Consider the following 26,214-nt stretch of genomic DNA (forward strand, 5'->3'; position numbering starts at 1 on the left):
CGAAGCACCCGTTCTCGACAGGCAGACGGACTGTTTCTCCGTCGCTCGACTATTCGGACGAACGATTTTCATCCGAACGAACGAGTTCGACCGTCACGCCGTTCGGTTCGTACGCGTTTGCAGCGTACCCGCCCTCGTTCCAGGGGAACTCGTCGTCGTCAAGCGCGTCGCGCCAGGCGTCCGGGCCGGAAATTCTCGACGGCTGTCGACGACCCAGTTCGTCCGTCGCACGCGACAACAGCACGTACTCGCCCGGTTCGGCGACCCACTCGTAGCGGAACAGGCGCCACGACCCGGCGTACGCCGGGCCGAACAGCTCCGCGGCGTTCCAGGTCTCGCCACCGTCGGTCGAAATCTCGACGCGGTCGACCGCGTCGTCACCGGCCCACGCGACGCCGCGGATATCGACCGCGTCAGTCGTTTCTAACGGAACGGGCGATTCCCCCGACGGCGTACCGATCACCGACATCACGTTCGCGTCGAACGTGTACGGGTGTTCGACGGCACCCTCGAGTTGCTCCCACGTGTCGACCGTTTCGACGGTTTCGTTCATCTCGGCCGCGGCTCCCTCGGGGTGAATTCGATAGGCGTCCTGCTGCCAGAAGGCGTGCTCGCCCGCGCGCTCGAGCGCCCCGTCGACGACCATCGTGTCCATGACGCGGAGTTCTTCGACCCACTTGACGTTGTTGACGCCGTACCACCCGGGAACGATCAGTCGGACCGGATAGCCGTGCTCCCGGGGAAGCTGTTCGCCGTTCATCTCGTAGGCCAGGAGACAGTCGTCGAGCGCCTTCGCGAGTGGAATCGACCGCGCGAAGAGATCATCGTCATCCGATGGATCCCCGCCGATAGCCGTTAGCCACCGTCCCGCGGCCGATTCCACGCCGTGATCGCGGAGGATCGAACCGACCGGCGCGCCGGTCCAGAAGGCGTTGGCGGCGGCTTCGAATCCCCACTGAACGCTGCCCGTCTCGGGTCGGTGCTGGCCGCGGCCGTTACCCGCACACTCCATCGTGTGTGCGACTGCCACCGTCGGATACGCGTCCGTGATGTCCGCCATCGAGAGCGCTCCCTCGACGTGTCCGGTGAGAGACACGGTCCACGCGTCGGCGTCGATATCGGGGATGTCGTTCCGGTGACAGACGAAGTGTTCCTCGACGGGCGTCAGCCAGTTCGCGAAGGTGCGTCGCCGGGCAGCGCCGACGACGGTGTACTTGTCGGCCTCGTCTCGAGTCTCAGTCACGCCGCCCGTCTTCGCCCTCAGTATCGCGTCGATTTCTTCGCGGCGACTCTCTCGCGGGCGTTCGGTGACCATAGAAAACGGTCCACAGGGAGAACGAAATAGCTTTCACCGCTGGATACTCCGCTACCGACTCTCCGTCGGGAATGTCAAGCAACGTCGCGTATGCGTCCGCTTCGCCACCGCCGTTCGCGGTGTTGACGTCGCCGGGATCGAAAAATGGCCCGTTCGCCGCGACCGCGCTCGCTTTCAGCACCGCTCACGCAGTACTCCCTCGATCAGTTCGATTCGATTGCGGCACTCACGGTTTCTTTCGTTCGTGTTTGTGCGCCTCCAGCGAGACGCTCTTCACGCCGTACTTCTGGCACGCCCCTTGTGCTTGCTCCGAGGTGAACTCGTACTGCGAGTTCTCGCGGACCTCGATCACGTCGAACCCGGGCATCTCGATCAGCGTCGTGTAGTCGTCGACCTGCTCGGCACCGCCGATACACGCCGCCCAGAGGTCCGCGTCGGTTTTGACGCTCTCGGACAGTCGCCGCTCGCTGATGATATCGGAGATCGCCAACCGACCGTCCGGTTCGAGGACGCGACTCACCTCCTCGAAGACGCGGTCCTTCTCGGCGGAGAGGTTGACGACGCCGTTGGATATCACGACGTCGAACGACGCGTCCTCGAACGGGAGGTCCTCGATGTATCCGTTCTCGAAGGAGACGCGTTCCATCCCCGCCGCATCGCGTAATTCACGCGCCTTCTCCAGTTGCTCGTCCGTCATGTCCAGGCCCGTCACGCTCCCCGTTTCGCCGACGTGCAGCGCCGCGACGAACGCGTCCGTCCCCGAACCGCTGCCCAGGTCGAGCACGTCGTCGCCCGGTTGTAGGCGAGCGAGGTCGAAGTGGTAGCCGACCCCCGCGAAGGACTCGAGGGCCTCCTCGGGAATCCGGTCGAGATCCGCCGGCGGATAGCCGAGACGGTCTGCCAGGACGCGTCCCATCTCGAAGTGGAACGCGCCGTCCGGAGTCGTTGCGACGTCCCGGTAGACCGCTTTGACTTCCCGCTCGAGTTTCTCGGTGTCGAGCGATTTCGACATGCAGTCTCACCCCGACGCCTGGACCACGTCGGTTTCGAGCCGAACCGCGTTCGTGATCGTGTCCATCACCGGCGACGTGGTTTCGACTCGGTCCCGGAGTTCGGCTAGCGCTTCCGGCGACGCATCCGCGTCGATGTGTACAGTACAGGTCACGGAATTGTAGCCGGCACGGACGTCCTTGGAGATACCGAGGAATCCCCGAAGGTCGATGTCGCCCTCCAGTTCGAATCGGAGTTCCTCGAGTTCGATATCCATGGCCGCGGCGTTCGCCGCGTACCCGACGCTCAGACACGACCCGAGGGCAGCGAGCAGGAGCTCCACCGCGTTCGGTGCCGTCCGCTCCCCGAGAATTTGTTCCGGTTCGTCCCCCTCGATCGCGAACTCCCTGGTGTGTATCCGTTCGCCTCCCTGATCGAAGTCATCGATCGAGGTCACACACTGTAAGGCGTCGGTCCACTTCGTTTCCGCACGAAACGTGAATTGACCGACCGCCGGTTCGTCCGTAATTGTGTCGACCGCCTGGCCGAGCTGTACGACGTCTACGCCGTTCATAGCAGACATGATTCTGATCCCTCTCTTGTAACCGCCGTTGGAGAGCGACCGCCCGAACAGTGCGAGTACTGACCGGACATCGCGTCGGTGGCTCTCCTCGGTACGTGATCACGAGGCGGGAAGATATGTAGGCATCTAGTGGGTTCTGTGCGAACAGCGCCCTCGGTGCAGACGGTGACCGAAACCCGCCTGCTGCAACGAACGACTCTGTGAACAGTCTCGAGGAAGCTACCTCGAGATGATCGCCGGCGACGGACGCTAACGGGTAACGATTCGGCTATCGGCGAGACCGGAGTTCGCGTTCGCGGCCCACGCTCACTCAACCGGCGTTTCGAGCGCGAGCGGGCGCGCTTCTTGTCGGTACGTCTCGTACGTCCATTCCGCCCACTCGCGTGCCTCGGCCGTATCAGTATCGATCAACACCTGCACCGTCCCGTTGGCGGGGTTGTAGCAACTGATCCCGATTCGCTCGTCGAAAAGACTGACACCGTAGGACGGCAAGTCGTCGTGCAACCAGACCGTCAGATTGTCGCTCTCGAGGGGCGGAGAACAGTGATCCGGATACGTCGAGAGGATATACTTGGCGACGTTCGGCGGGTCGATGATCTCCGTGTGCATTCCGTTGAGGATTCGCCGACGAAGCTCGTTCTTACACGGCTCGAGCAAGGCGACGTCGAACCCGACGAATCGAAACCGATCCGTCTCCCGAAGCAGGGACAGGAATCGGTTCACCGGGCGGTACGGGTCGTCAGCTTCGGCATCCGTTACGACCGCCTCGGATCCCATCTCGATACTGAACCCGCTCGCCTCGCTCGGAAGCCACTGCCACACGTCGCGGAGTTTGCGCTCAGTTTCGATTCGCTCGATCAGTTCTCGCATTCCGGACGCAACGAATGCACCGAGCGGCGTCACCTCGTACTCGTATTCGTCCTTTGTGATCCACCGCCGTTCTTCGAACGCGCCCAGCACGCGTCCGATCGTCGATCGCGACGCCTCGGTCAGGTCCTGAAGGTCGGCCCGGCTCCGTGGACTCTCGGCCAGGGCCTCGAGCACCGCGACGCGATGTTCGGATCGCGCGAGGAACTCGACATCGTCGAGTGGCGACTCCGTGGTCATCGGCATCATGGTAGACCTACTCATAGTAGTAGCATAATTCTACCTCTACGCGGTGGTCTCCGTAACTAGTCGGAACGTTCGGGTCACGATGACGAGGCGAAGAGGGGACACGTACTCGAACTGGTCGCCTCGAGCGGCTCCTCTCGCCCGAGGGTGGTTCGAACGCATCTGCGCGCGACCGGAGCAAAAGATAATTAGGAGTTTGATATGGAGTGTGCGTATGAAAACAGTAGATCGTTGTCAATACCCGTGGATCGCTCTCGCAGCGACGGCATTTGGGCTCGCCATCGCCGGATACCTTCTCGAGGGCGTTAGCGTCGTCAGCCTCTATCCGTTGACCGGCGGTTTTGGTCTTCTTATCGTCGTTTCACGCCCGAAGGCGTTCGGATACGTGATGGCGGGACTCGGAATCGTTTCGCTCGTCGTTGCCGGACTTCCTGCCGACTGGAGTCCCCTGACCAGAGGCGTTCTCGTCGTCGTCGGAATCGGCAGTCTCGTCGGAGGCGTTCGATCACTGAGCAGCGTCGCGGCCAACCGGTAGACGATCTGTACTGTGCGGTTTCGCTACCGGTCGTTGTCGGAATAGTCACAAACGTGCGGGGGCGGTTTTGCGGGACGCGCTGCCGGTGAGCATCGTAACACGAGTGCGGTCTCGAGGTCGGTAAGCGGAAGATACTTCCCTGACTGGCCAGTCAGTTAGAACAAGACTGATCGGCTATAGTAGCCACTGAAAGTCAATGCACACCCCATCGCACGACGGCAGCGCGGTTCGGAGCGAACGGAGTGAGCGAAAATCGCGGGGATGTGATGGGTGTGTAAATCGTTTCAGTTGTTACTACAGATAGCCTCGCGACTCGAACCCACAATGACCACAACCGAAACCACGGACGAACTCATGGAGGCGACCTACGCCGCGCTGTGCAAGCACGGCTACGCGTCGCTTCGCATGCAAGATATCGCGGACGAATCGTCGAAGAGTAAAGCCACGCTGCACTACCACTACGAGAGCAAACAGGACCTCCTCTACGCGTTGCTCGACCACCTTACGGACTCCTTTGCCGACCGGATCGAAACGCTCGAGGGCGAGACGCCCGCCGCCCAGTTGCTCTCACTCGTCGAACAGTATCTCTCGCCGGGGGCGGACGATTCGATCGAGGAGTTCCGGACGGCGCTGCTCGAGATCAAGGCCCAGGGGCCGTACGACGACCGGTTTCGCGAAGAGCTCACGGAGTTCGATCGGATGCTCCACGGTCGGATCCGATCGCTCCTCGAGGCCGGGCAGGCGGACGGCATCTTCCGCGACGAGATCGATCCGGACGAGACGGCCGAGTTCATCGTCACGGTGTTGAACGGCGCGCAGATGCGTCACGTCGCCGTCGATCACCCGCCGGAACGGACGTACGCGATGCTCGAGACGTACGTCTGTCGCCAACTGCTTACGGACGACACCGATCGATCGGAGGGCACCTTCGAGTGACCGTTCGCGAGCACTTGAACGCGATCTTCAAGTCGCCGGACGAGCTCGACCTGACCACGGGAGGCATCGCGAAGCCGTTGATCTACCTCTCGATTCCGCTCATCATCACGAACCTCCTGCAGGTTACCTACAACCTCGCGGACACGTTCTGGCTCGGCAAACACAGCACCACGTCGCTCGCGGCGATCAGCTTCGCGTTCCCGATGGTGTTTTTCCTCATCGCGCTCGCGCTCGGGGTGTCGGTCGCCGGGAGCGTCCTCGTCGCCCAGTACACGGGTGCCGGAGAGACCGAAGAAGCTGAGTACGCCGCCTCGCAGACGATCTCGTACGCGGTCATCGCCTCGGTGGTCCTCGGCGCGGTCGGCTACGTCTTCATCGACGACGTCCTCGGATTGCTGGGTGCCTCCGCCGATGTCGCACCGCTCGTCACCGCGTACATGGAGGTCTACTCCGTCGGCCTGGTCGCCGTCTTCGGCTTCTTCATCTTCCTGGCGCTCATGCGCGGCTACGGCGACACGGTCACGCCGATGCTCGTGATGTTCGGGTCGGTCGTCCTCAACATCGTCCTCGACCCGTTCCTCATCTTCGGGTTCGAAAACAACCCGCTCTTCGGCTACCTGGGGATGGGCGGCCTCGAGACCGAACTGTTCGCGCTCACCGGCTACGCCGGGTCGGGAATCGAGGGCGCCGCGATCGCCACCGTCTTCTCTCGAGCGCTGGCGTTCGCCGTCGGCCTCGCCATCATGTTCCGTGGCACCCACGGCGTTCGGATCCGCCTCGACCAGATGAAACCCGACCTCAGTTACGCGCGACGGCTCGTCGATATCGGCACCCCGGCGTCCGTCGAGGGCACCGCGCGGGCGCTCTCGATCAACCTGCTGTTGGTCATCATCGCCGTCTTTCCCGAGACGGTCGTCGCCGCGTTCGGGATCGGGACCCGCGTGTTCTCGGTCATCTTCCTCCCCGCGATCGCGTTCTCGCAGGGCGTCGAGACGATGACGGGTCAGAACATCGGTGCCGAAAACTACGACCGCGCGGAGCGGACGAACCACTTCGGGGCGAAGGTGTTGCTCGTCACGCTCAGCGGCCTCGGCGTGCTCGTCTTCCTCGCCGCCGCGCCGATCGTCTCCATTTTCACCACCGATTCCGCGGTGGTCGAAGAGGGGGCGACGTTCCTCCGGTACACCGCGCTGACGTTCGGCTTCATGGGCGTGATGCGCGCCTACAGCGGCGGCTTCCGCGGGGCCGGAAAGACGATGATCGCGGCCGTGATCTCCGTGCTCACGCTCGGCATCATCCGCTTCCCGCTCGCGTGGCTCGGCGCGTATTACCTCGGCTCGAGCGGCGTCTGGCTCGCCTTCGCCGTCTCGACCGTCATCGGCGGCGGTATCGCCTACGTCTGGTTCACGTGGGTCGACTGGCTCGACGACTCCGTCGTCACCACGGATGCGCCCGTCGGCGGGACGAACATCGCCGGCGAGAACGCCTGCAGCGAGAACGTCGGTGACGACTGACCCGGTCGGCGAATCCGACTCCGACGTCCGTTCGCCCTCTTACAGCACTGTGACGCACACGCCCGGATCCAGCCGCAAGTGATTAAGTCCCACGCTCGAGAGTGTTGGACATGGTAACCTTCCTCTCCGGGGGCACCGGAACGCCGAAGCTGTTGGACGGTGCTGCCGCCGCGTTCTCACCGGAGGAAACCACCGTTATCGCCAACACCGGCGACGACGTCGAACTCGGCGGACTGTTCGTCTCGCCGGACGTCGACACGCTGCTTTTTCAGGGCGGTGGGGTACTCGATCGCGAGACGTGGTGGGGAATCGACGGCGATACGCACCGGACCAACGCGGCGCTATCGGACATCGCGTCGGCCGCGGGGCTCCCCGACGGCCCGCAGTACCTTCCCAAGGAGCAACAGACCGCGGGACGGGACATCGCGAACTGGCGGCGCTTCTCGGGAGTCGCCGAGTTCATGACGATCGGCGACCGCGATCGAGCCGTTCACATCACGCGAACGAGCCTGCTGGATCAGGGCCACACGCTGAGCGAGGCGATCCGGCGACTCGCCGACGGGTTCGGGTTGACGATCGATCTGTTGCCGATGAGCGACGATCCCGTCGCCAGCCTCGTCCACACCGACGAGGGCATGATGCACTTCCAGGAGTACTGGGTCGCCCGCCGCGGCGAACCGGCCGTCGAAACCGTCGAGTTCCGCGGGTCCTCGAACGCCGAACCCGCGCCGGGCGTGATCGACGCGCTCGAAGACACGGTCGTTATCGGCCCCTCGAATCCGGTGACCAGTATTGGACCGATGCTGACGTTACCGGGTGTCGCCGACACGCTCAGCCAGTCGACGGTCGTCGCGGTCTCGCCGTTCCTCGGCGACGACGCCTTTTCGGGACCCGCGGGCGATCTCATGGCGGCGGTCAACGCGGAACCGAGCACCGAGGGGCTCGCGACGGCCTACCCCTTCGCCGACGCGTTCGTGATCGACGACGCCGACGACGCCGCGTTCGACCGCCCGACGGTGCAGACGGACATCAGGATCGACTCGCCCGAGGATGCCGCACGGGTTACCCGTGCGATCACGGACGCGATCGACCGCGTGGAGTAACCCGTGTTCACACCACCTCTCGCACTCGCGAGCCTCAGCGGCGAAGCGGACGCCGAGTGGGCCAGCGCCGGTGCCGACTACGCGGGCGCGGCGTTTCTCGGCGGCATCGCCATCGACGACGACGCTCGAGCGGCCGCACGGGACCTCCGCGAGCGCGATCGAACCGAGTTTCTCCCCGACGATCCCATCGCGTTCATCGATCGGGAACTCGCCGCGCTCGAGGCGACGCCGATCCGACCCGCCTTCAACGTCCGTAGCGCGACCTCCGATCCGATCCCCGACGCCGCGCGAGTCTGTCGGGATCGAGGCGCACTGCTCGAACTCAACGCCCACTGCCGACAGGACGAACTGTGTGCGGTCGGTTGCGGCGAGACGCTCCTGCGAGATTCCGACCGGCTCCGTGCGTACGTCGACCGGGCGGCCGCGACCGGCGTTACCGTCGGCGTGAAGGTCCGCGCGGAGGTTCCCGGCGTCGAACTGCCGGCGCTCGCCCGAGAGCTCGAGGCCGCTGGCGCAGCGTTCGTCCACATCGACGCGATGGACACCGAATCGATCGTTCGCGACGTCGTCGACGCGACGGAGCTGTTCGTCATCGCCAACAACGGCGTCCGCGAGGAGGCGACCGTCCGCGAGTACGTCGACTACGGTGCCGACGCGGTCAGCGTCGGGCGACCCAGCGACAACCCGGTCGTCTTAGCGCGCGTTCGCGACGCCGTGGATCGGCAGTTCGGCCTCGAGCCGAAGCCCTCGAACTGAGATCGCGTATAAAGCGGCGACTCGTGCAGCCGATCCCGTATCAGTGGTGCGTCCAATCTCGAGCTAGAACCAATGGGCCGTCGCGAGTACGCGGGCGATATGCGCTGGGGGTGGCAGTGTCCCCGGTGTGACGCGGACGTACCGGTCGACAGCGATCCCCACTCGGAGACGTTTTACTGGGCGTGTCCGGTCGACGACTGTCCGTCGGTCGGGTTCGGCTTTTCCTCGAGACGCCGCGCACGGATCGCCCTCCGAGAGTATCGCGAGGCGTACCAGAACATCTATCGGTGATCGATAGCTCCCGCCGGAACCGCTCGATAACTGCGGGCACTTACTGCTCGCTGGAGAATGTTGTCTCGATACGCGAGATAGCTGCGAGTATTTTATACAGTGCTCTGGCCACCATCAGTAACAGGACCACAATAAGAGAGAGAAGTATTTTCCCGCTTATTAACCCGTAGAACAGGACAACAGCAGAGAACACGAATCCAACGACGATAATCAGATCAGAGCTCAGATCCTCCTCTGTTTGCTTCATGTCGAACTAATCAATACTAATTTAATTTTCGCGAATTTATACTACTCAGTATGTGTTACTCCTGCACTGAATTCGGGCTTCACGACCGGGTTCGAATACTGAAGCCGTGCGATCACGTGATGATTTCCATACTCTCACCAACAACTCCGTCTCGAGAGAACACGGAACGAGCCGACGCCTCACGGACGAACGGAAACACAGCCCTAAAGTCTCCCGACTCGTAGCGGAAGTCATGCGAACGCCGGCGCAGAACGCGGAACTGGCACTCCTGCTCGAGGTCGCGGGGACCCCCAAACCGGGAAACGTCGACCGCCACCGGGACCTGGAGGACTTGCGATTCGAACACTTCCTCGCGGGCGCGGTGGGGGCCCAGGAGGGACTCGAGCTGGCAGCCAACGGCGGCGCGGTCGGCCCCGCGTTCGAGCGGAGCGTCGAGGGGATGGCCGCCCAGGGCGGCGGCAATACTCAATTCGGTGCCATCCTGTTGCTCGTCCCGCTGGTCCGTGCGGCCCGCGAGGACCTGTCACAGCCGATCGTCGAGTCGGTCTGCGAGGAGACCACTGTCGCCGACGCGGCCGGATTTTACCGGGCGTTCGATCACGTCGACGTTTTCGTCGGTGAGCCGCCCGCGGAGATGGAACCCCTCGACGTCCGCCGGGGAAGCGACGCGGTGCCGGCGCTCGAGGAACGCGGACTGACGCTGCTCGACGTGATGAGCCGGAGCGTCCCTGGCGACGACGTGGCCCGCGAGTGGGTGAGCGGGTTCGAGCGCTCCTTTACGGCTGCCGAACGGCTCGCCGACGCCGATGGCCCGCTGACGGAGCGCGCCGCGGCCGTCTTCCTCACGCTGCTCGCCGATCGACCCGACACGCTCGTCGCGACCCGCAGCGGCGAGGCCGTCGCGCGAGAGGTGACCGGGCGCGCGGCCGACCTGCTCGAGCGGGACGCATTGGAGACCGACCGGGAAGCCGTCGAGTCCTTCGCCGACGACCTCGTTTCCCGCGGCGTCAACCCGGGGACGACGGCGGATATCACCGCAGCCGGGCTGTTCATCGCCCTCGAGCGCGGGGCGATTACCGTATGACCGACGACCGATCTCGGTCGACCGACGGTCCCGATGCCGATCCGGCCGCCGAGTGGCCCGTCACCCTGTCGGGCGTGACCGAATCCGTCGTTGCGACGCTCGGTCCCAACGACCGCTGGAACGTCGCCGCCCTCGGGCTCTTCGCCGGCGACGCCGACACACCCGTCACCGCTCGCACGTGGGGCAACACCCGAACCCGGCGGAATTTCCACCGACGGGGGGAGGGGTACGTCCAGTTCGTCGACGACCCCGTCGTCTTCGCCGACGCCGCGCTCTCGATCGTCGAGCGCGAGGAGCCGATCCTCGAGTCCGCGAACGCGTGGGCACGCGTCGCCGTCGAGCGGATCGGTTCGGGCACCGACGAGCGGACCGAGTGGGAGCGGTGGGCGCTCCGACCGATCGACGCCGACGTCGAGACCGAGACGGTGCCGACGATCGACCGCGGGTTCGGGGCCGTCGTCGAAGCCACCGTCGCCGCCTCGCGACTCGAGGTGTCGGGATACGACGAAACCCGGCTTCGCGAGCGACTCGAGCACTACGCGTCGGTGGTCGACCGGGCCGGAGGGCCGCGCGAACGCGAGGCGCTCGAGCGCGTCCGCGAGCACTCGGCGTGGTGAACTGTAGTCGGCGTGATGAACTGCGGTGGTCTTTGTCCTGTCCGGTGGTCGGCGATATCGCCAACAGGGCCGCTTCGGTGGGTGCGATCTCACGGGATCGATTTGTCGATAGCGATCGATAATTCACGATCCTGAGGCGACGCGAAGGTTTTGTCACTGGACGTGGGGAATCAGCGTATGTCGATCGTGAAAACCGGCGAAAGCCGGTCGCTCGCGAGTTCTTTCGGCGAGTGTCGACCCGAGAGCCGGCGCGTTGGAGGTCGGTGAACCCGTGTCCACCCACGTCGATCCCGACCTCATCGTGCTCGTCGCAGCCATCGTCGGACTCGGCGTCGCCGCTCAGTTTCTGGCGACGAAGTACCGCGTCCCGAGCGTTCTCTTTCTCATCCTCGCGGGCGTCGCTATCGGGCCCGAGGGACTCGGCCTCGTCACGGCAGACACCTTCGGCGAAGCGCTCTCGACCATCGTCGGGGTGAGCGTCGCCATCATCGTCTTCGAGGGCTCGTTTCGGCTCGAACTCGGGATTCTCCGACACGCACCGCGGGCGGTCGGACGGTTGGTCACGGTCGGCGCGGCGATCGCGTTTTTCGGGACGGCGCTAACCGTTCGGCTCCTGCTCGAGACGGGCTGGGATATCGCACTTCTCGTCGGCGCGTTACTCGTCGCGACCGGCCCGACGGTTATCACGCCGATTCTCGCGGTGGTTCGCGTCCGCGAGGACGTCGCGACGACGCTCGAGGTGGAGGGGATCGTCAACGACGTCACCGCCGCGATCCTCGCGATCGTCATTTTCAAAGCGATGACGTCCCGGGCGCTCTCGCCGGACGGCTACGTCGTCCTGTTCGCCGAGCGTCTCGGGGCGGGGATTCTCATCGGACTCGCGATCGCGGGCGTGGTCTGGCTCCTCCTAACGCGGGTCGAACTCCCGACCCAGGAATCGATACGGACGGCGCGGTTGCTGGCGCTGGCCGGGGCCGTCGTCGCGTTCGCCATCGCGGATTCGCTGTTCTCGGAAGCCGGTATCGCGGCCGCGGCCACTGCGGGGTTCACGCTCGGAAACCTCGAGCTTCCCCACCGCGAACATATCCTGCAGTTCAAACAGGACGTGACCGTACTCGTCCTCTCGTTCGTCTTTATCACGCTCGCCGCGTTGCTCGAGTTCTCGGAACTCTTCGCGCTCGGCACCGCCGGCGTGGCGCTCGTCGTCGTCTTAATGTTCGTCCTCCGTCCGCTGCTCGTCTTCGTCTCGACAGTCGGCGGGCGGTTTACGGTCCGGGAACGACTGTTCATCAGTTTCGTCGGTCCTCGGGGGATCGTCCCGGCGTCGGTCGCGACCCTGTTCGCCATCCGGCTCCGGACGGCCGCGCCGCCGACGAATCCCGCGGGTGCGGATATCGTGCTCGGGTCGGTCTTTCTCGTTATTCTCGTGACCGTCGTCCTCGAGGCGGGTCTCGCGAGACAGATCGCCACCGTCCTCGGGGTGATTCGGTCGGAGGAGTGACGCCCGGATCCGACCAGTTCGCCGCCGTCTCGAAGGACGGCCGGAGCTGTTCAGCCTGCTGGTAACGGGTCGCCGAGCGCGTGTCGTCAGGTGCGTGGTTCGAAACCCGTTCGCACACCCGTGGACGCACCGTACCCGTTCTCGCTATCGCCCACCGGGAGAAATGGTGCGTTATAAGAGTCTCTAGAAAGAATCCCCTCTATGGCAATCAAACCGGCCTACGTCAAGAAGACCGGAAAGCTCCTCCTGGAGCGGTACCCGGACGCGTTCACCACCGATTTCGAACAGAACAAAGACAGCGTCACCAAGCTCACCGACGTCGAGTCCAAGGGCGTCCGCAACCGCATCGCGGGCTACGTCACCCGAAAGAAGAGCAGCGCCCAGGCGGCCGCATAAGCTGGCTTTCTCCTCGAGTTCGACGGCCCTGAGCCGCGGGACTCGATACTCAGGGGGCCGCCGTGGCGGCGCGAGGAGGCCGGTCGCGAGAGCCGCGGTCGGCGAAAACCCAAACGGTTTTGCGGACACAACTCCGAGTCCCGGAAAATGGCAGTACGAGTAGGCGTCCTCGGCGCGACCGGTGCCGTCGGACAGCGACTGATTCAACTTCTCGATCCCCACCCGGAGTTCGAGATCGCCGCACTGACCGCAAGCGAATCGAGCGCCGGTAAGACGTACCGGCAGGCCGCAAAGTGGCGCGTCGACAGCCCGATCCCCGAGGCCGTCGCGGACACGACCGTCACCGCGACCGAACCCGGCGAGGTCCCAAACGACGTCGACCTGCTGTTCTCGTCGCTCCCCTCGAGCGTCGGCGCGGCGGTCGAGGCCCCGTTCTGCGAAGAGGGCTACATCGTCTCCTCGAACTCCTCGAACGGCCGGATGGACGACGACGTTCCGCTCGTCATCCCGGAGGTCAACGCCGACCACCTCGACCTACTCGAGGTCCAGCGCGACGAGCGCGGCTGGGACGGCGCGCTGGTCAAAAACCCCAACTGCTCGACGATCACCTTCGTCCCTACGCTCGCCGCGCTCGCTGAGTTCGGCCTCGAGAAGGTTCACGTCGCGACCTTGCAGGCCGTCTCCGGCGCCGGCTACGACGGCGTCTCCTCGATGGAGATCATCGACAACGCCATCCCCTACATCGGCAGCGAGGAGGACAAACTCGAGACCGAGTCGCGAAAGCTGCTCGGCGAGTTCGACGGTGCCGAACTGAGCCACAACGAGATGGACGTCGCGGCCTCCTGTAACCGCATCCCGACGATCGACGGCCACCTCGAGAACGTCTGGGTCGAGACCGAAGACGATCTCACCGCCGCGGACGCCGCCGAAGCCATGGAATCATACCCGTCGCTGGACCTGCGCTCCTCGCCGGATCCACTCATCCACGTCTTCGAAGAGCCCGACCGCCCGCAGCCGCGGATGGACCGCACCCTCGGTGACGGGATGGCCATCGCCGCGGGCGGCCTGCGCGAATCGGCGTTCGGGCTGCAGTACAACTGCCTCGCCCACAACACCATCCGCGGTGCCGCCGGCGCGAGCGTCCTGAACGGCGAACTGCTGCTCGAGAACGGCTACCTCTAGATCGATCTCGAATCCCCGTTGCTTCGGTTCGGGTTGAAACGGATCAGCCGACGAGTTGCCGTAGTGATGATACGGACGGTTCGTTCTTCCTTCCTTACCGGTCACCGATTCGTCCCTGTGTGATTTGGCGGCGCACACTAGTACGGACGGTCCCAACGACGGGTATGATTCCAGTCATCTCCGATCCGGAATCGTTGACGGCCGTCTCCGCCGGCTCTAACACCGAGTCGGATTCGCGCGACGTCCTCGCCGACTCGCGACGCCGGGCCGTGCTCCGCTACCTGGACGCCCGCGAGGGCCCCGTCTCGCTATCGGATCTCGCGGACCACCTCGTGCTCGAGGGCCGGACGGAAGACCGAAGCGCGCTCTCCGGTTACGGTGACGCGCTCCTCGGGGCGCGCCGTCGCATCCGGATTTCGCTTCGCCACGGTCACGTCCCGAAGTTGGCGGACGCCGACGCCGTCGCGTTCGATCACGAGACGAACACCGTTTCGCTGGGCGAACGGAGCGCGGAGTTCCTCGAGCGAGTCGCGGCGATCGACGACGCCCGGTAGTCCGGCAGCGTCGCCGAGACATCGATCTCGAAACTCGATGAAGACCACAGGCGTAATGCGCTACGACGACCCGGCCTGTGGCAGGGCAACGACCGGGACGGACGCCTCTTTGACCAGTCGCCGCGCCACGTTCCCGGTGAGTAGTTCCGCAAACCGGTTGCTCTTTCGGGGAGTGAAGACGACGGCGTCGACGTCGCGCGCCTCCGCTTCGGCGAAAATCCGTTCGACGATGTCGGTGCCGTAGAGCACGTCCGTCTCGATCGCCGCGTTCGTGGACTCGAGTGGCCGACGCGTCCGCTCGAATATCTCCTCGGCATACTCCTCGCGTTGGTCCATCGAGGCCTTGTCTGGCGCGCCGCCGGCCTTTTCGATCACGTTGACGATCACGACCGAACTCGTCGACGCGAGATAGGGAGCGAGCGCTTCGGCCGTCCGCTCGCCGTCGTCCGGATCCGCCGCTGGGACGAGGATCGTCCCCTCGAACGTGAGCGTCACCGCGAGTCCTCCGACCGCTCGTGATCGCTCGTCGAACTACCGGTGCAGACGCGTTCCAGTTCCATACCCGACGTTCGACCTACCGCATGAAAAAAGTACAGTCAACGGTGAGCGATCGCGAGACGGATCGTAGTTACGCTGCAGGTGGCTCGCGAGTACGATTATCAGGGGAGTACCTGATTCTCGAGTTCAGCGGCTGGATCGTGGGCGAACCGACGGGCGTTCTCCGCGACGATATCTGCGAGTCGCTCGTAGTACTCGGGAGTGTAGCCCGCGTTGTGCGGCGTGATCTGGACGTTCTCGAGGGTCCATAGCGGGTGCTCTTCGGGGAGCGGTTCGGGGTCGGTGACGTCCAGCGACGCGCCACGGATCCAGTTCGAACGTAGCGCCTCGACGAGCGCGTCGGTGTCGACGACCGGCCCGCGCGCGATATTGACGAGGACGGCGTCGGGGTCGAGCGTCACAAACGCCTCGCGGTCGAGCAGCCCTCGAGTGGTTTCGGTGAGCGGACACGCGAGGACGAGATAGTCCGTTTTCGCCAGCGCCGCGTCGAAGGCGTCCCCCTCGAAACCGATCACCTCGTCCGTCGGTCCGCCCTTTTCGGGCGTATAACGCGCGCCGATCGTCTCGACGCCGAAGGGCTCGAGGCGCTCGCAGACCGCCCGTCCGATCGCTCCGAGCCCGACGATCGTTACCGTCGATCCCTGCAGTTCGTGGGTCTGATAGTGACGCCACTCCCGGCGGCGCTGGTGGCGCGCCCCGACGTGAAACCGGCGCGCGAATCGGAGGATCGCCCCCAGCACGTGCTCGCCGATGTTGGGGCCGTGGACTCCGGACGCGTTCGTCACCGTGACGCCGCGTTCCTCGAGTCGCTCGAGGGGAAGGTGGCCAGTCCCCGCGTACGCACACGCGAAGACTTCGAGGTTCTCGGCGGCCTCGAGGAGGTCGTCACCGAGCGTCATTCCGGTAACGAATCGGGCGTCTTCGATCTTCTCGCGCTCCTCGGCGGGCGTTCGGGCGAGTTCGACCGTCCGGTTCGGAAGCCGCTCGCGGACGGCGGCGACGTACTGTTCGACCGGGATCCCGTGGGTCCCCGTTCGGAGGACGAGTACGTCAGCCGTGTCCGTGATCGCGGTGGCATCGCCTTCGACATCGCTCCCAAAGTCGGTCATGTCCGGTTCCTCGAGCGGTGTGATCAAAAGCGTTCGTCTCCCAGCAGTCGACTCGGGACGTACGCGTCGAGACGCGGGCCGCCGCCGCGGGAGTATACCGTCTCGCGTGGCATTCATCCCTGACAGGAATTTCACGCAGTTTAAGACGGCCGACTGAGTTTCACTGGTGTATGGAACGCGTTGACGTCGCCATCGTCGGTGGGGGCCCCGCAGGTACGTCCGCAGCCGAACGGGCCGCCGTCCACGGTGCCGAGACGGTCCTCTTCGAACAGGGCGTCCCGCGGGAAGACCGCGACGGAATCGGTCCGGATTCGACCGACGCCGCCGGCATGCTTGACTACTGGATCGACATCATGGACTTCGACTATCGGGAGATTCCCGACGAGGTCATCCACCGGGAACTCGAGGCGACCGAATTCATCGGTCCCAACAGCGCCGTCAGACTGACGACGACCGGAATCGAAGCCAGCTATCCCAAGTTCGGCTACACCTTCCACCGCGCACGAATGGACGACTGGCTCCACGAACGCGCGGACGACGCCGGCGCTGATCTCCGCGTCGGGACCGGCGTCAAAGACCTCGAGACGGATCTCCGGGCCTCGAGTTCGAAGGGGCCGACTCACACGTTGACCCTCTCGAACGGCGACCAGCTCGAGGCACAGTACGTCGTCCTCGCCGACGGTCCGCAGCGTCGAATCACCCTCGACGCGCTCGACCAGTTTACGGCACCCGGCCGCAGCGTCTCCGACTACCTCTCGCCGCCGACGGCCAACCACATCGCCTACCAGGAGTATCGAGAGTTCCCCGAAGAGCTATTCGAGGAGTTCGAGGACACCCTCAAATTCTGGTGGGGCTACATGCCCGGCGAGACCGCCTACCCGTGGGTGTTCCCCAACGACGGGACGGTCGCCCGCGTCGGCCTGACGATGCCCATCGGTATGGAACTCGAGGATGTCGAAAACCCCGGCTCCTACCGGTTGCTCCACCCCGACGACGACCAACTGCCGTCGGGGTCGGAGTACATCACCCGGCTGCTCGAGCAGGAGTACGGCGACGAGTACGACGTCGAGGAGGACATCCCGATCGTCGAGGACCGCGGAAAGTCGAAGGGGACCGAAACCTATCCGATCTCGTCGACGCGACCGATCGAGTCGCCCGTCGGTGCGAACATCGCCGTCGCCGGCGGCGCGATGGGGACGACGTCGGCCTTCCACGAGGGCGGCTACCACGTCGCCGTTCGCACGGGGAAAATCGCGGGTCGACTGGCCGGGACGGACTCGCTCGAGAACTACAACGACATCTGGAAACGCGCCATCGGCGACGAAATCCTTCGAAACGTCGCCTTTGCCGATATCGTCAAGGACTACCAGCCCGACGACTGGGACTGGGCCTTCGACGTCATCAACGACATGCAGAGCAGCGGCACCGGAAACGTGATGACCGGCAGGGGATACTCCGCCGGCCTCGGCGCAACGAAGATCTTACTCGCCTACAAGAAACGGAAGTTCGACTACCGTAACGGCGGCTACGTCCAGCTGCGCGAAGACGAGTATCTCTACTGAATTCCGCGTTCTCCCTCGGAATGTCTCGAGTCGAGAGGAAACGCCTTCCGCTCACGAGCGTTCGTACCCGATTGTCAGCGTACGAACTCGATACGAGACCGTAAACGGCGATCTTTTTTCCGACTCGACGTGGAACCGGGAGTATGAGCGCCCGGTTCAGCGACTCGAGCGATTCGGACGACGGGCCAGTTGAGACACCGGTGATCCGGACCGATGGGTCCGGCCACGAGGCCTCACGCGGCGATCCACCGGACGGACACGCCGGCCCCGTCGGTCCCAGCACGCCGGAAAACTACGGCGGGCCGGGAGACCACTCCGAACACGGCGACGACGGACACGAACACCGCAGCCGCTGGCCCCTCGTCGCCGCACTCGGTGCCGGCGGCCTCTACAGCGGACTCGCGATCGCCCTGCTCGGGATTACAGCCGGCGTCGTACCGCCGCTGCTCGGGGTTTTCCTCGCCGTCGTCGGGACGATGGGCCTGCTGGCCGGCGTCGCCGGCTGGGTCGACGAAGCGTTTCTCGCGCCCGCCCGAAACGGAGTCGGGCCGACGAAGTCGCGTGATTCGTACGTCTCGACGACGCTGCTCTTCCTCGCGACCGACGTCTCGACGTTCGGCGCACTGATCATCTACTACTTCTTCGTCCGAATCGGTAGCTGGCCGCCGGCGGAGTTACCGCCGCTTTTGACCTCGCTCGTGGTAGTCAACACGCTGATCCTGATCTCGAGCAGCGTGACGTTCCACTACGCCCACGAGGCCCTGTACGACGGGAACCGGCGTCGGTTTTTAGCACTGCTCGGGACGACGCTCGCCCTCGGGATCGTCTTCCTCGGCGGACAGGCCTACGAGTACTACGAGTTCATCGTCCACGAGGGCTTTTCCCTTTCCGAAGGTATCTTCGGGAGCGCCTTCTTCGGGCTAACCGGCCTCCACGGGATCCACGTCGCGTTGGGCATCGGCGGCATCGCCGTCCTCTTCTGGCGGGCGCTGCGAGGGTACTACGGCCCAGACCAGGACACCTCCATCGCGACCGTCTCGTTGTACTGGCACTTCGTCGACATCGTCTGGGTGTTCCTCGTGACCGTCCTCTACGTCGGTGCCAGCGTCTGAGCCGCCGGGAGCGCGCACTCCGACGGACGGCGACCGCAGCGAGCGCTGATCGCCCCCGACAACTGTACTCCGGGCGGACGGAAGTTTCGACCGCGCCGGTCGCTCGAACTCCTGTACACCGGTACGCTCGCCCGTCTCAAGGACGGTCGTCCCCAGCCTCGAGGTCCGTCTCGAGAACGCGCAACGTCGGGTCGCCACAGTCACAGAACGCCGTCTGGCCGAGGGGTTTGTGCGTCCCGTCGGGCCAGATCTGAACGATACCGATCGCTCCGCAGCGCTCGCACTTCGCCGCGGCGCGCCGTCTCTCGCCGTTTTCGACCACTACATTCACCTCACAGGGATGAATTGGTACCACAGCGAGTCGGGAAAAACCCCGGTGGCCGTTCGTGCTCGATTACACGAACCCACGACCGCGTACGTCCGCCGAGGGCATCCGTTACGGATCGTCTCGAGAGAGCGCTTACTCCTCGGGTGGCGACCCGTCGCCACCTCTCCCGTCCTCGAGTCCGACGGTGACGTACCTGTGATTCGTCTCGGACGGCGACCCCCAAACGGAGCCGAGCGAAATCGTGTCTCCGGACCGGAGCGCGCCCGTCCGGGCCTCCGTCTCGGGTCCCCCGTTGCCGTTTCCTTCGGGTCCGGGCGTCGCTCCATCGCGACCGTCGTCCGCGAACAGAAGCGCCTGATACGATGGGGCGTGGTCGTAGGAGATCACGTACGTTTGATACGGCCCCTCGAGTCCCGTCGGCTGCCAGGTTATGGCGTCATCGACCGTGATCTGACTGTTCGGTATGTGCTGATAGGATCGCATCAGTCCCTGCTCGAGTGGCCGACTCGAGTCGGCGTTACCCCGGGCGTCACCGGACGCTGCGCCTGCACTCGAGGGACCGACGAGAACCCCCGTCGTGGCCAGTCCGTACTTGATGAACGTTCGTCGCGATGTCGATCCTGAGGTGTCCTGTTGCATTGGTAGTACCATCTTTACGTCCGACCACCGAGGCTATCATAATGGTTTGCCATGCTGACACAACGCCGCCACCATATGTCAGTACAACGGCGCGTAGGCAAGTAACACCATTATCAGGATCGTTGTGGGGAGAACGGAGTGGATGTTCTTCCAAGAACCGGAACTCCAGTACGAGGTTACCGTCGAAGAACCGGATCCCCACTTCGCCAAGCTTCTGCAGCAAGCGATCGGCGGCCAGGAGGGCGAGATGCGCGTCGCCATGCAGTACATGTTCCAGGCCTGGGCGCTGCCCGAGGACTACGAGGAATATCGGAACCTGCTGATGGAAACCGCCGCCGAGGAGCTCGGTCACATCGAAATGCTCGCCACCGCGGTCACGAAGAACCTCCGAGGCTCGCCCAAGCAGATGGACGACGACGCCCGGGAAACCGCAGCCACCGCCGCGGCGATGACCGGACAGAACCCGCGTCAGTTCCTCTCGGCCGGCCAGTCGGCGATGCCCGTCGACAGCAACGGCGTTCCGTTCACCGGGGGCTATATCGCCGCGTCGGGCAACCTCGCCGGGGATCTCTACGCGAACGTGATGGCCGAGGCGACCGGTCGGACCCTCGCAACTCGCCTCTGGGAGTACACCGACGATCCGGGCATGAAGGACATGCTCTCCTATCTAATCGCCCGGGACACCATGCACCAGAACCAGTGGCTCGAGGCCCTGGAAACGTTGGACGATCCGGTGCCGGTGCCCGCGAGCTTTCCGCAGGAACAGGAGAACCAGGAATACAACTACACGTTCATCTCGACCCGGTGCGAACAGCAGCCCGATCCCGGCTACCCCTGGACCCAGGGCGAAGCGCCGGACGGCAAGGGCCAGTTCTCCTACGCCCCCGAACAGCCGGGTGACGGAGAGGTCGTCGCTCCCCAGCCGGATCCGATGACGAACAACGAACCGAACAGAACCGACGAGTCGACCACCAACGGGTCGAACACGGCGAGCGGATCGGACGCCGCGACCGATTCGAACAAGTCGAACACCTCTAACGAGTCGAACAGGTAGCACGAGCGCGACGCACCCGCCTCGTTTCGTACCGTTGCGCTTCCCGATCGACACCAGTCGAACGTAGTTTTCGATCCCGGAATCATCGATGGAACCGAGCGCTAGCGTTGCATCCGCTCCTCGAAGCCGGCCATCTTCCGATAGATTGGCGGTGTCAACACGCCCAGAACGCCGATGAAAATCGCGACGCCGCCGATCGGGAACAACAGCGGCTCGACCTCGAGACAGGTATTTTGAGACGTGATCTGGACGTAGTAGCGCTCGCCTTCGTACTCGACGATCACCCCCTCGAGCAGCGCCTCCTCGTTCGAACCCTCGCCGTCGATTGTCCCCTCCCGAAGCGGACTGTCGATCGCTTCCTCGAGGGCTTGTCGTTCGGCGGTCGAGAGTTCCTGGGCTGGCAGTTCCTCGATAGTCGCCGTCGCTCCGCCGTATTCGTCCGCGGGTGTGGCCGAGATCGTCGGCTCACCGCAGAGACCGACGCCGTCCTGAACGACGACGTAGCCGCCGACGATCGCGAGCGGAATACCGACGGCGATCAGGACGACGCCGAGAAAGGGTGCCGCGTACGTCAACAGTATCGACTCCGTCTCCAGCGTCGGTTCGATCGGACCCGTCTCGTCGGTGGCGGGCGGTTCGGTCGCGTCGGGAGACGGGTCGTCATCGGCGCTCATTCGTTCTCGTCCCCCGTAGACGGACGGCGTTGGCGACCGCCGAGGAACGCGATCGTGCCGGCGAGTCCGAGCCCGTAGATCCAGTGAGCGAGCAAGACGAAGAGGAGGTACGTCACCAGTTCGAGGCCGAGCTGGCCGGTATAGAAGGCGAGCGCGAATCCCGAGGCGATGACGGTCGCGTACCACAGCCCCGTGACGAGCGTGAGCTCACCCGGTAAGTACTCACCCAGCGATAGGAACAGCAGCGGCCAAACCGTCATTCCGCCGACGAGGAAGAGCCCGTAGCCCAGGGTGAGGTTGGCCGGCAGCCCGACGAACGTCGCGAGGTTCGCGAAGGACTCGAGTTCGAACGCGCCCAGCACCACCGCGACGAGGAGCACGCCGGTCATGAACATCGTACCGACGAAGCCGCCGACCGCACCCGTTCCAGCATCGTTGGCGGCGGTCCGCGCGACCGGTTTGATCCGGCTGTACAGCGACAACGGCCGATCCTCCTGGGCCGGTACGTACGACGGGCGGGTTTCGTCGGGTTCGCTCGGTGGCACCCCGTGCTTGCGCTCGAGGCGATCCTCGAACCATTGCCACTCGGGGGTGAACTGCTCGGTCGCTTTCAGCTCCCAGGGATCGGCGGTTTCGATGGGCGCACCCTGAAAGTACGACCAGAGCATGTTGTACAGCCACATGAGGACGCTGATCCCGATCAGAAAGGCACCGACGGTTGCGACGACCTGTAGCCACGCGTACTCCGGTGGGTAGGTCGCGTATCGACGGGGGAGCTCGAGGAAGCCGAGCGCCATCAGCGTCATGAACGTGAGCGCAGCGCCGATGACGAGCAGCGACGACTGGAAGATCGCGAGCCGTCGATCGTACATCCGGCCGGTGATCAAGGGATACCAGTAGTAGCTTGCGGCGAACATCATGAGGGGGATGATCCCCATGAGGATGAGATGGAAGTGACCGACGACGTAGTAGGTGCCGTGGTAGATGATGTCAACCGGAATCACGGCGAGGAAGATGCCGGTGACACCGCCGACGATGAACAGACCGATCGAGCCGACACAGAGTATCGTCGGCGCGGCGAGCTTGACGTCCCCGTTCCACATGGTGGTGATCCAGTTGAATACCTTGATCGCGCTGGGAACGGCGATGGCGATAGAGGTGGCCATGAAACTCGCCCGGATGCGGGGATCGATTCCGGTCGTGAACATGTGGTGAGCCCAGACGCCAAACGAGAGGACGCCGATAGCGATCGTCGAGTAGACGATGAATTTGAAGCCGAACAGCTTTCGCCCGACGAACTTCGGCAGTATGAGGCTCATGAGCCCGGTCGCTGGCAGGAAGATGATGTACACCTCGGGGTGGCCCCAGAACCAGAGCAAGTGCTGCCAGAGGATCGGACCGCCGCCCTCGACGGCGAAAAACGTCGTCCCGAAGTTTCGATCGAACAACAACATGAGCAACGCGGTTCCCAACAGCGGGAACGCAAAGACGATGATCGCACTCGTCACGAGCATGTTCCAGGAAAAGATATCGAGGTTCGCCCAACCGATCGACTCGTCGCGCTCGTAGACGATGGTCGTGATGAAGTTGATCGCCCCGATCGTGGTAGCGATGCCACTCAAATGCAGCCCTAACAGGAGGAAATTCGTCTGCGGGTTCGGAGCCAGTGACAGGGGCGGATACATCGTCCACCCGATCGCCGGCTCCTGAAACGCAAACAGAACCGACAGCCACTCCGACGGAACGACAACTGCGAGCAACGAACCGGTTACTTCGGCGACGATTCCCAGCCGAGCGAGCAACAGCGACGGGGGTAACAGCCAGAACCCGACCGCGTTGAGCCGCGGAAACGCCATGTCGTCAGCACCGATCAGCAGCGGCAGAAAGTAGTTCCCGATGCCGAAGAAGACGGGCGTGACGAAGAAGATCAGCATCGTCAGCCCGTGCATCGTGAACAGTTCGTTGTACGTCTGCTCGGTCCAGAGGTTCGCTTCGGGAGTCAACAGGTGCGTCCGAATCATCATCGCGTCAATTCCGCCCCAGATCGCCGCGACGGTGCCGAACGCGATGTAGAGCAGGCCGATCTCACGGTGGTTGGTCGTCGTCGTCCAGTGAACGGCGGCGGACTTGAGGTCGGCCAGGTCGAACCGACGCCTGCGACCCGTCGCGTAGCCCCCGTCCGGTGACGGATCGGATCGCAACCGACGCGCCAACACGACCGTCAGGAGACAGCTAACGATGACGATTCCGAACAGTGAAACCTCCACGAGTGCACGGTTCATCGTCACCCGCCACCCCCAGTCATCCATCCTCGCCGCTCGTCGCCGTGCATAGCGGTAGGCTCATTATCGATTCCAATAAAGGTGAATAGATGTTCCTATGACTTTCAGCACTACTGATGTTTCTACGAACAGTACTGCGTTTAGTACTGGTACGAATCCGTGATTGTTCAGATATCGATGAACACTGTATAACACGCCGGTCGTCGAACAGCCACCAATGGGTAGCCGCCGATGCACGATCATCACACTGACCGTCACGGTGCTCTCGAGCCTCCTCGCGCTAACTGGGACGGTCGCAGCACAGTCTCCCAACCGCGAACTCATCGATGGGCTCGAGTACCAACTCCTCTACGTCGCTCTACCGTTGACGCTGTTCGTCCTGATGATTCTCGTCTACGCGGCCGTCAAGTTTCACGACAACGACGATCCCCAGCCGACCACGGAGGATCCCGCCCTCGAGATCACCTGGACCGCTGCGACGGCGCTCATCCTCCTGTTCGTCGGACTCGCCGGTTACAGCGTCCTCGTCAATCCCTACGTGTCACCCTCCCAGGCGATCGACGGCGACGACCGCAGTCAGGAGGAATTCGAATCCCTCGCGGATCTCCCCGAAACCGGTGACGAGGAGGTGTACGTTCGCGGCTATCAGTGGGAATGGCAAGCGACCTACCCCGAGGCAAACGTGACGACCGAAAACGAGATCGTAATACCTGCAGACGAGAACGTGACTATCTGGCTCACCAGTGACGACGTTATTCACTCGCTTTTCGTATCGGATCTGGGTATCAAACAGGATGCGTTCCCCGGCGACTACACCCGTGCCCGAACCACTGTCGACGAACCCGGACGCTACGACGTCGTTTGTACCGAGTTCTGTGGCGCTGGCCACTCGAGGATGGAGGCCGAAGTCGTCGCCGTCGACCAAGCAACCTACGACCAATGGCTTTCGGAGAACGAGGGAACCATCACCGAGGCACCGGAGCCCGCCTGAGAACGTCGTCGACCGCGACTGGCGGAGCGACGCTGACAGTGCAAGAGTTAAACCGGATGCACGTCTAGTCACACTGCGTGCCTCAAGTCCCCGTCCGAGCAAACCCATTCGGGTGCGATGACAGTACGGCGAACCCGGGCGCGCGACAGTAATTCGGTGGGCTTCGCCCACCCGACCGAGGAGCTCGATACTCCTTCGCCCGGCACGAGGGTTAGCCAGCCGACGCGGCATGCCGCCACGGGATGAGGCTGGACGTTAGTGTTCCGGGTGACACCGTTTCCGATTCGAACCGGAGCGACTGCTCCCGTCGCCGTACCAGCAGGTGTGCAACTCCCGTTCTCTTCTGTCTCGAGTGTAGTTACGAGTACTCGAGTATAGCGTGGCGACCGCTCTCCGAACGTCTGGATAGAACGAGTACTATCGTTGGTCGCTGTCCGACGATCGAGTTATTGGCTCGCTGTAGAGGGACACCTCTCAGGATGAGCCGGTCAGTTCAACCTCCCCCTCTTCGATCGATCTGGCGCGGTTGGCAGTCACGCGAATATCGGCGAAGCCGTCAGCGATAATTATGTCTCCGGTTCGGCTATCGTAGTCGACGAGTCCGTGACCCGCAAGCAGTGGGATGTGCGTATGAATTAACGAACTTGTTAGTCGTTGCGTTTGCTCTTCAGAGACTTCATCGATCGAGATACGTTGTTCCCATGCCACAATCTGTAGGGAGAGTTCTTCGATATTTGCGTGATCGTTGTCTAAAAAGTAGTATAGGACGTATCGGCGACGGGGCTCCGAAAGGATTCCATACATGGAATCGAGGGAAAGATCCGGCGTGGTCATATTCAGTGGATTCCCCACACATTAGAATAAATCACATTCCAAATAAATTTGGTATTACTGAAATCAGTGAGTAGTACATGCAGTTATTACCGTCCTCGAGACAGATAACAACCCCGCACAGCCATCGCTGTGCAGGGTAGTGATACCGCAGAGAGTCCCGGCGGACCCTCTCACGGGTGATGAAAGTGCAGCGTGGCTGTTCTACGCTGCTGCAGTGATCCCGGATTCGGGATCGAGGTATGAGTGGAGGCGGCGAAACGGCTTTCCCAGAGGCTCGCGCACTCCAGTACTCCCCGTAACGCAGGCGGGCTTATCTTCCGTGTTCGGGATGGGTACGGGAGGAACCCCGCCGCT

At 63.7% G+C, this 26,214-nt stretch carries 28 protein-coding genes and 1 rRNA gene; 16 read left to right on the plus strand and 13 right to left on the minus strand.

What is annotated here, in order from left to right; genetic code table 11:
• Positions 1-49 precede the first annotated feature (49 nt).
• The 4 genes from DWB23_RS21055 to DWB23_RS21070 all read right to left on the minus strand — a co-directional run bounded on the left by DWB23_RS21055 (position 50) and on the right by DWB23_RS21070 (position 4,004).
• Entirely contained in the window at positions 50-1,315 is a 1,266-nt protein-coding gene (locus tag DWB23_RS21055) for a sulfite oxidase (RefSeq protein WP_121744735.1), read from the minus strand.
• A gap of 226 nt (positions 1,316-1,541) precedes the next feature.
• Positions 1,542-2,327, minus strand: coding sequence for a methyltransferase domain-containing protein (locus DWB23_RS21060; protein WP_121744736.1), 786 nt, complete (start codon positions 2,325-2,327; stop codon positions 1,542-1,544).
• Between the two features lie 6 nt (positions 2,328-2,333).
• Entirely contained in the window at positions 2,334-2,879 is a 546-nt protein-coding gene (locus DWB23_RS21065) for an OsmC family protein (RefSeq protein ID WP_121744737.1), read from the minus strand.
• Positions 2,880-3,194: 315 nt separating this feature from the next.
• The gene (locus tag DWB23_RS21070) at positions 3,195-4,004 is read right to left on the minus strand and encodes a helix-turn-helix transcriptional regulator (RefSeq protein ID WP_121744738.1); all 810 of its coding nucleotides are present in this window, start codon (positions 4,002-4,004) and stop codon (positions 3,195-3,197) included.
• A 211-nt stretch (positions 4,005-4,215) separates the two neighbouring features.
• Here DWB23_RS21070 and DWB23_RS21075 point away from each other — a divergent pair, with 211 nt between their 5' ends.
• From DWB23_RS21075 to DWB23_RS21100, 6 genes are all read left to right on the plus strand, one after another.
• Entirely contained in the window at positions 4,216-4,536 is a 321-nt protein-coding gene (locus DWB23_RS21075) for a hypothetical protein (RefSeq protein WP_121744739.1), read from the plus strand.
• Positions 4,537-4,860: 324 nt separating this feature from the next.
• Positions 4,861-5,472 carry a TetR/AcrR family transcriptional regulator gene (locus DWB23_RS21080; protein ID WP_238717529.1) on the plus strand — a complete coding sequence of 204 codons (612 nt, stop codon included), beginning with the start codon at positions 4,861-4,863 and terminating at the stop codon, positions 5,470-5,472.
• Positions 5,469-6,986: an MATE family efflux transporter gene (locus DWB23_RS21085; RefSeq protein ID WP_121744740.1), complete on the plus strand. Its 1,518-nt coding sequence runs from the start codon at positions 5,469-5,471 to the stop codon at positions 6,984-6,986. Before DWB23_RS21080 ends, DWB23_RS21085 begins: the two co-directional genes overlap by 4 nt.
• A 110-nt stretch (positions 6,987-7,096) precedes the next feature.
• Positions 7,097-8,089 carry a 2-phospho-L-lactate transferase gene (cofD, locus tag DWB23_RS21090; RefSeq protein ID WP_121744741.1) on the plus strand — a complete coding sequence of 331 codons (993 nt, stop codon included), beginning with the start codon at positions 7,097-7,099 and terminating at the stop codon, positions 8,087-8,089.
• A 3-nt stretch (positions 8,090-8,092) separates the two neighbouring features.
• Entirely contained in the window at positions 8,093-8,845 is a 753-nt protein-coding gene (locus tag DWB23_RS21095) for a tRNA-dihydrouridine synthase (protein ID WP_121744742.1), read from the plus strand.
• Between the two features lie 72 nt (positions 8,846-8,917).
• Positions 8,918-9,136 carry a hypothetical protein gene (locus tag DWB23_RS21100; protein ID WP_121744743.1) on the plus strand — a complete coding sequence of 73 codons (219 nt, stop codon included), beginning with the start codon at positions 8,918-8,920 and terminating at the stop codon, positions 9,134-9,136.
• 40 nt (positions 9,137-9,176) lie between these two features.
• On the opposite strand, the gene DWB23_RS21105 is transcribed toward DWB23_RS21100, so the two are convergent.
• Positions 9,177-9,383, minus strand: a complete 207-nt coding sequence (locus DWB23_RS21105; RefSeq protein WP_121744744.1) for a hypothetical protein — start codon at positions 9,381-9,383, stop codon at positions 9,177-9,179.
• A 232-nt stretch (positions 9,384-9,615) separates the two neighbouring features.
• On the opposite strand from DWB23_RS21105, the gene DWB23_RS21110 reads away from it, so the two are divergent.
• From DWB23_RS21110 to DWB23_RS21135, 6 genes are all read left to right on the plus strand, one after another.
• The gene (locus tag DWB23_RS21110; protein WP_121744745.1) at positions 9,616-10,467 is read left to right on the plus strand and encodes a triphosphoribosyl-dephospho-CoA synthase; all 852 of its coding nucleotides are present in this window, start codon (positions 9,616-9,618) and stop codon (positions 10,465-10,467) included.
• Positions 10,464-11,084, plus strand: coding sequence for a DUF447 domain-containing protein (locus DWB23_RS21115; RefSeq protein WP_121744746.1), 621 nt, complete (start codon positions 10,464-10,466; stop codon positions 11,082-11,084). The genes DWB23_RS21110 and DWB23_RS21115 overlap by 4 nt, the downstream gene beginning before the upstream one ends.
• Positions 11,085-11,355: 271 nt before the next feature.
• The gene (locus tag DWB23_RS21120) at positions 11,356-12,585 is read left to right on the plus strand and encodes a cation:proton antiporter (RefSeq protein ID WP_121744791.1); all 1,230 of its coding nucleotides are present in this window, start codon (positions 11,356-11,358) and stop codon (positions 12,583-12,585) included.
• Between the two features lie 201 nt (positions 12,586-12,786).
• Positions 12,787-12,981 (plus strand): 30S ribosomal protein S17e, encoded by a 195-nt coding sequence (locus DWB23_RS21125; RefSeq protein WP_121744747.1) that lies wholly within the window; start codon positions 12,787-12,789, stop codon positions 12,979-12,981.
• Between the two features lie 147 nt (positions 12,982-13,128).
• A complete protein-coding gene (asd, locus tag DWB23_RS21130) occupies positions 13,129-14,163 on the plus strand; it encodes an aspartate-semialdehyde dehydrogenase (protein WP_121744748.1) in 1,035 nt (344 codons plus the stop codon).
• Between the two features lie 164 nt (positions 14,164-14,327).
• Positions 14,328-14,717 (plus strand): DUF7344 domain-containing protein, encoded by a 390-nt coding sequence (locus tag DWB23_RS21135; protein ID WP_121744749.1) that lies wholly within the window; start codon positions 14,328-14,330, stop codon positions 14,715-14,717.
• Between the two features lie 60 nt (positions 14,718-14,777).
• Here the strand turns inward: DWB23_RS21135 and DWB23_RS21140 are convergent, their stop codons facing one another.
• The gene (locus tag DWB23_RS21140) at positions 14,778-15,212 is read right to left on the minus strand and encodes a universal stress protein (RefSeq protein ID WP_121744750.1); all 435 of its coding nucleotides are present in this window, start codon (positions 15,210-15,212) and stop codon (positions 14,778-14,780) included.
• A gap of 164 nt (positions 15,213-15,376) precedes the next feature.
• Entirely contained in the window at positions 15,377-16,384 is a 1,008-nt protein-coding gene (locus tag DWB23_RS21145) for a D-2-hydroxyacid dehydrogenase (protein ID WP_121744792.1), read from the minus strand.
• 170 nt (positions 16,385-16,554) lie between these two features.
• On the opposite strand from DWB23_RS21145, the gene DWB23_RS21150 reads away from it, so the two are divergent.
• Both DWB23_RS21150 and DWB23_RS21155 read left to right on the plus strand, forming a co-directional pair.
• Positions 16,555-17,946 (plus strand): NAD(P)/FAD-dependent oxidoreductase, encoded by a 1,392-nt coding sequence (locus DWB23_RS21150; protein ID WP_121744751.1) that lies wholly within the window; start codon positions 16,555-16,557, stop codon positions 17,944-17,946.
• Positions 17,947-18,089: 143 nt separating this feature from the next.
• The gene (locus DWB23_RS21155) at positions 18,090-19,058 is read left to right on the plus strand and encodes a cytochrome c oxidase subunit 3 (RefSeq protein WP_121744752.1); all 969 of its coding nucleotides are present in this window, start codon (positions 18,090-18,092) and stop codon (positions 19,056-19,058) included.
• A 136-nt stretch (positions 19,059-19,194) separates the two neighbouring features.
• Here DWB23_RS21155 and DWB23_RS21160 read toward each other — a convergent pair whose 3' ends face one another.
• Complete coding sequence (locus tag DWB23_RS21160) at positions 19,195-19,389, minus strand: hypothetical protein (RefSeq protein ID WP_121744753.1); 195 nt, start codon at positions 19,387-19,389, stop codon at positions 19,195-19,197.
• 129 nt (positions 19,390-19,518) lie between these two features.
• Complete coding sequence (locus DWB23_RS21165) at positions 19,519-20,037, minus strand: hypothetical protein (RefSeq protein ID WP_238717530.1); 519 nt, start codon at positions 20,035-20,037, stop codon at positions 19,519-19,521.
• A gap of 130 nt (positions 20,038-20,167) precedes the next feature.
• Here DWB23_RS21165 and DWB23_RS21170 point away from each other — a divergent pair, with 130 nt between their 5' ends.
• Entirely contained in the window at positions 20,168-21,079 is a 912-nt protein-coding gene (locus DWB23_RS21170) for a manganese catalase family protein (RefSeq protein ID WP_121744755.1), read from the plus strand.
• 101 nt (positions 21,080-21,180) lie between these two features.
• Here the strand turns inward: DWB23_RS21170 and DWB23_RS21175 are convergent, their stop codons facing one another.
• Both DWB23_RS21175 and DWB23_RS21180 read right to left on the minus strand, forming a co-directional pair.
• On the minus strand, positions 21,181-21,753 hold the full coding sequence (locus tag DWB23_RS21175; RefSeq protein ID WP_121744756.1) for a hypothetical protein: 573 nt from the start codon (positions 21,751-21,753) through the stop codon (positions 21,181-21,183).
• Positions 21,750-24,035: a DUF6789 family protein gene (locus DWB23_RS21180; protein ID WP_121744793.1), complete on the minus strand. Its 2,286-nt coding sequence runs from the start codon at positions 24,033-24,035 to the stop codon at positions 21,750-21,752. Before DWB23_RS21180 ends, DWB23_RS21175 begins: the two co-directional genes overlap by 4 nt.
• Positions 24,036-24,252: 217 nt before the next feature.
• Between DWB23_RS21180 and coxB the strand changes: the two genes are divergently transcribed.
• On the plus strand, positions 24,253-25,026 hold the full coding sequence (gene coxB, locus DWB23_RS21185) for a cytochrome c oxidase subunit II (RefSeq protein WP_121744757.1): 774 nt from the start codon (positions 24,253-24,255) through the stop codon (positions 25,024-25,026).
• A gap of 474 nt (positions 25,027-25,500) precedes the next feature.
• Here the strand turns inward: coxB and DWB23_RS21190 are convergent, their stop codons facing one another.
• Complete coding sequence (locus DWB23_RS21190) at positions 25,501-25,860, minus strand: DUF7344 domain-containing protein (protein WP_238717531.1); 360 nt, start codon at positions 25,858-25,860, stop codon at positions 25,501-25,503.
• 244 nt (positions 25,861-26,104) lie between these two features.
• A 5S ribosomal RNA gene (rrf, locus tag DWB23_RS21195) occupies positions 26,105-26,214 on the minus strand; the annotation flags it as partial.

Origin of the sequence: Natronorubrum halophilum (assembly GCF_003670115.1) — an archaeon.
Lineage (GTDB): Archaea > Halobacteriota > Halobacteria > Halobacteriales > Natrialbaceae > Natronorubrum > Natronorubrum halophilum.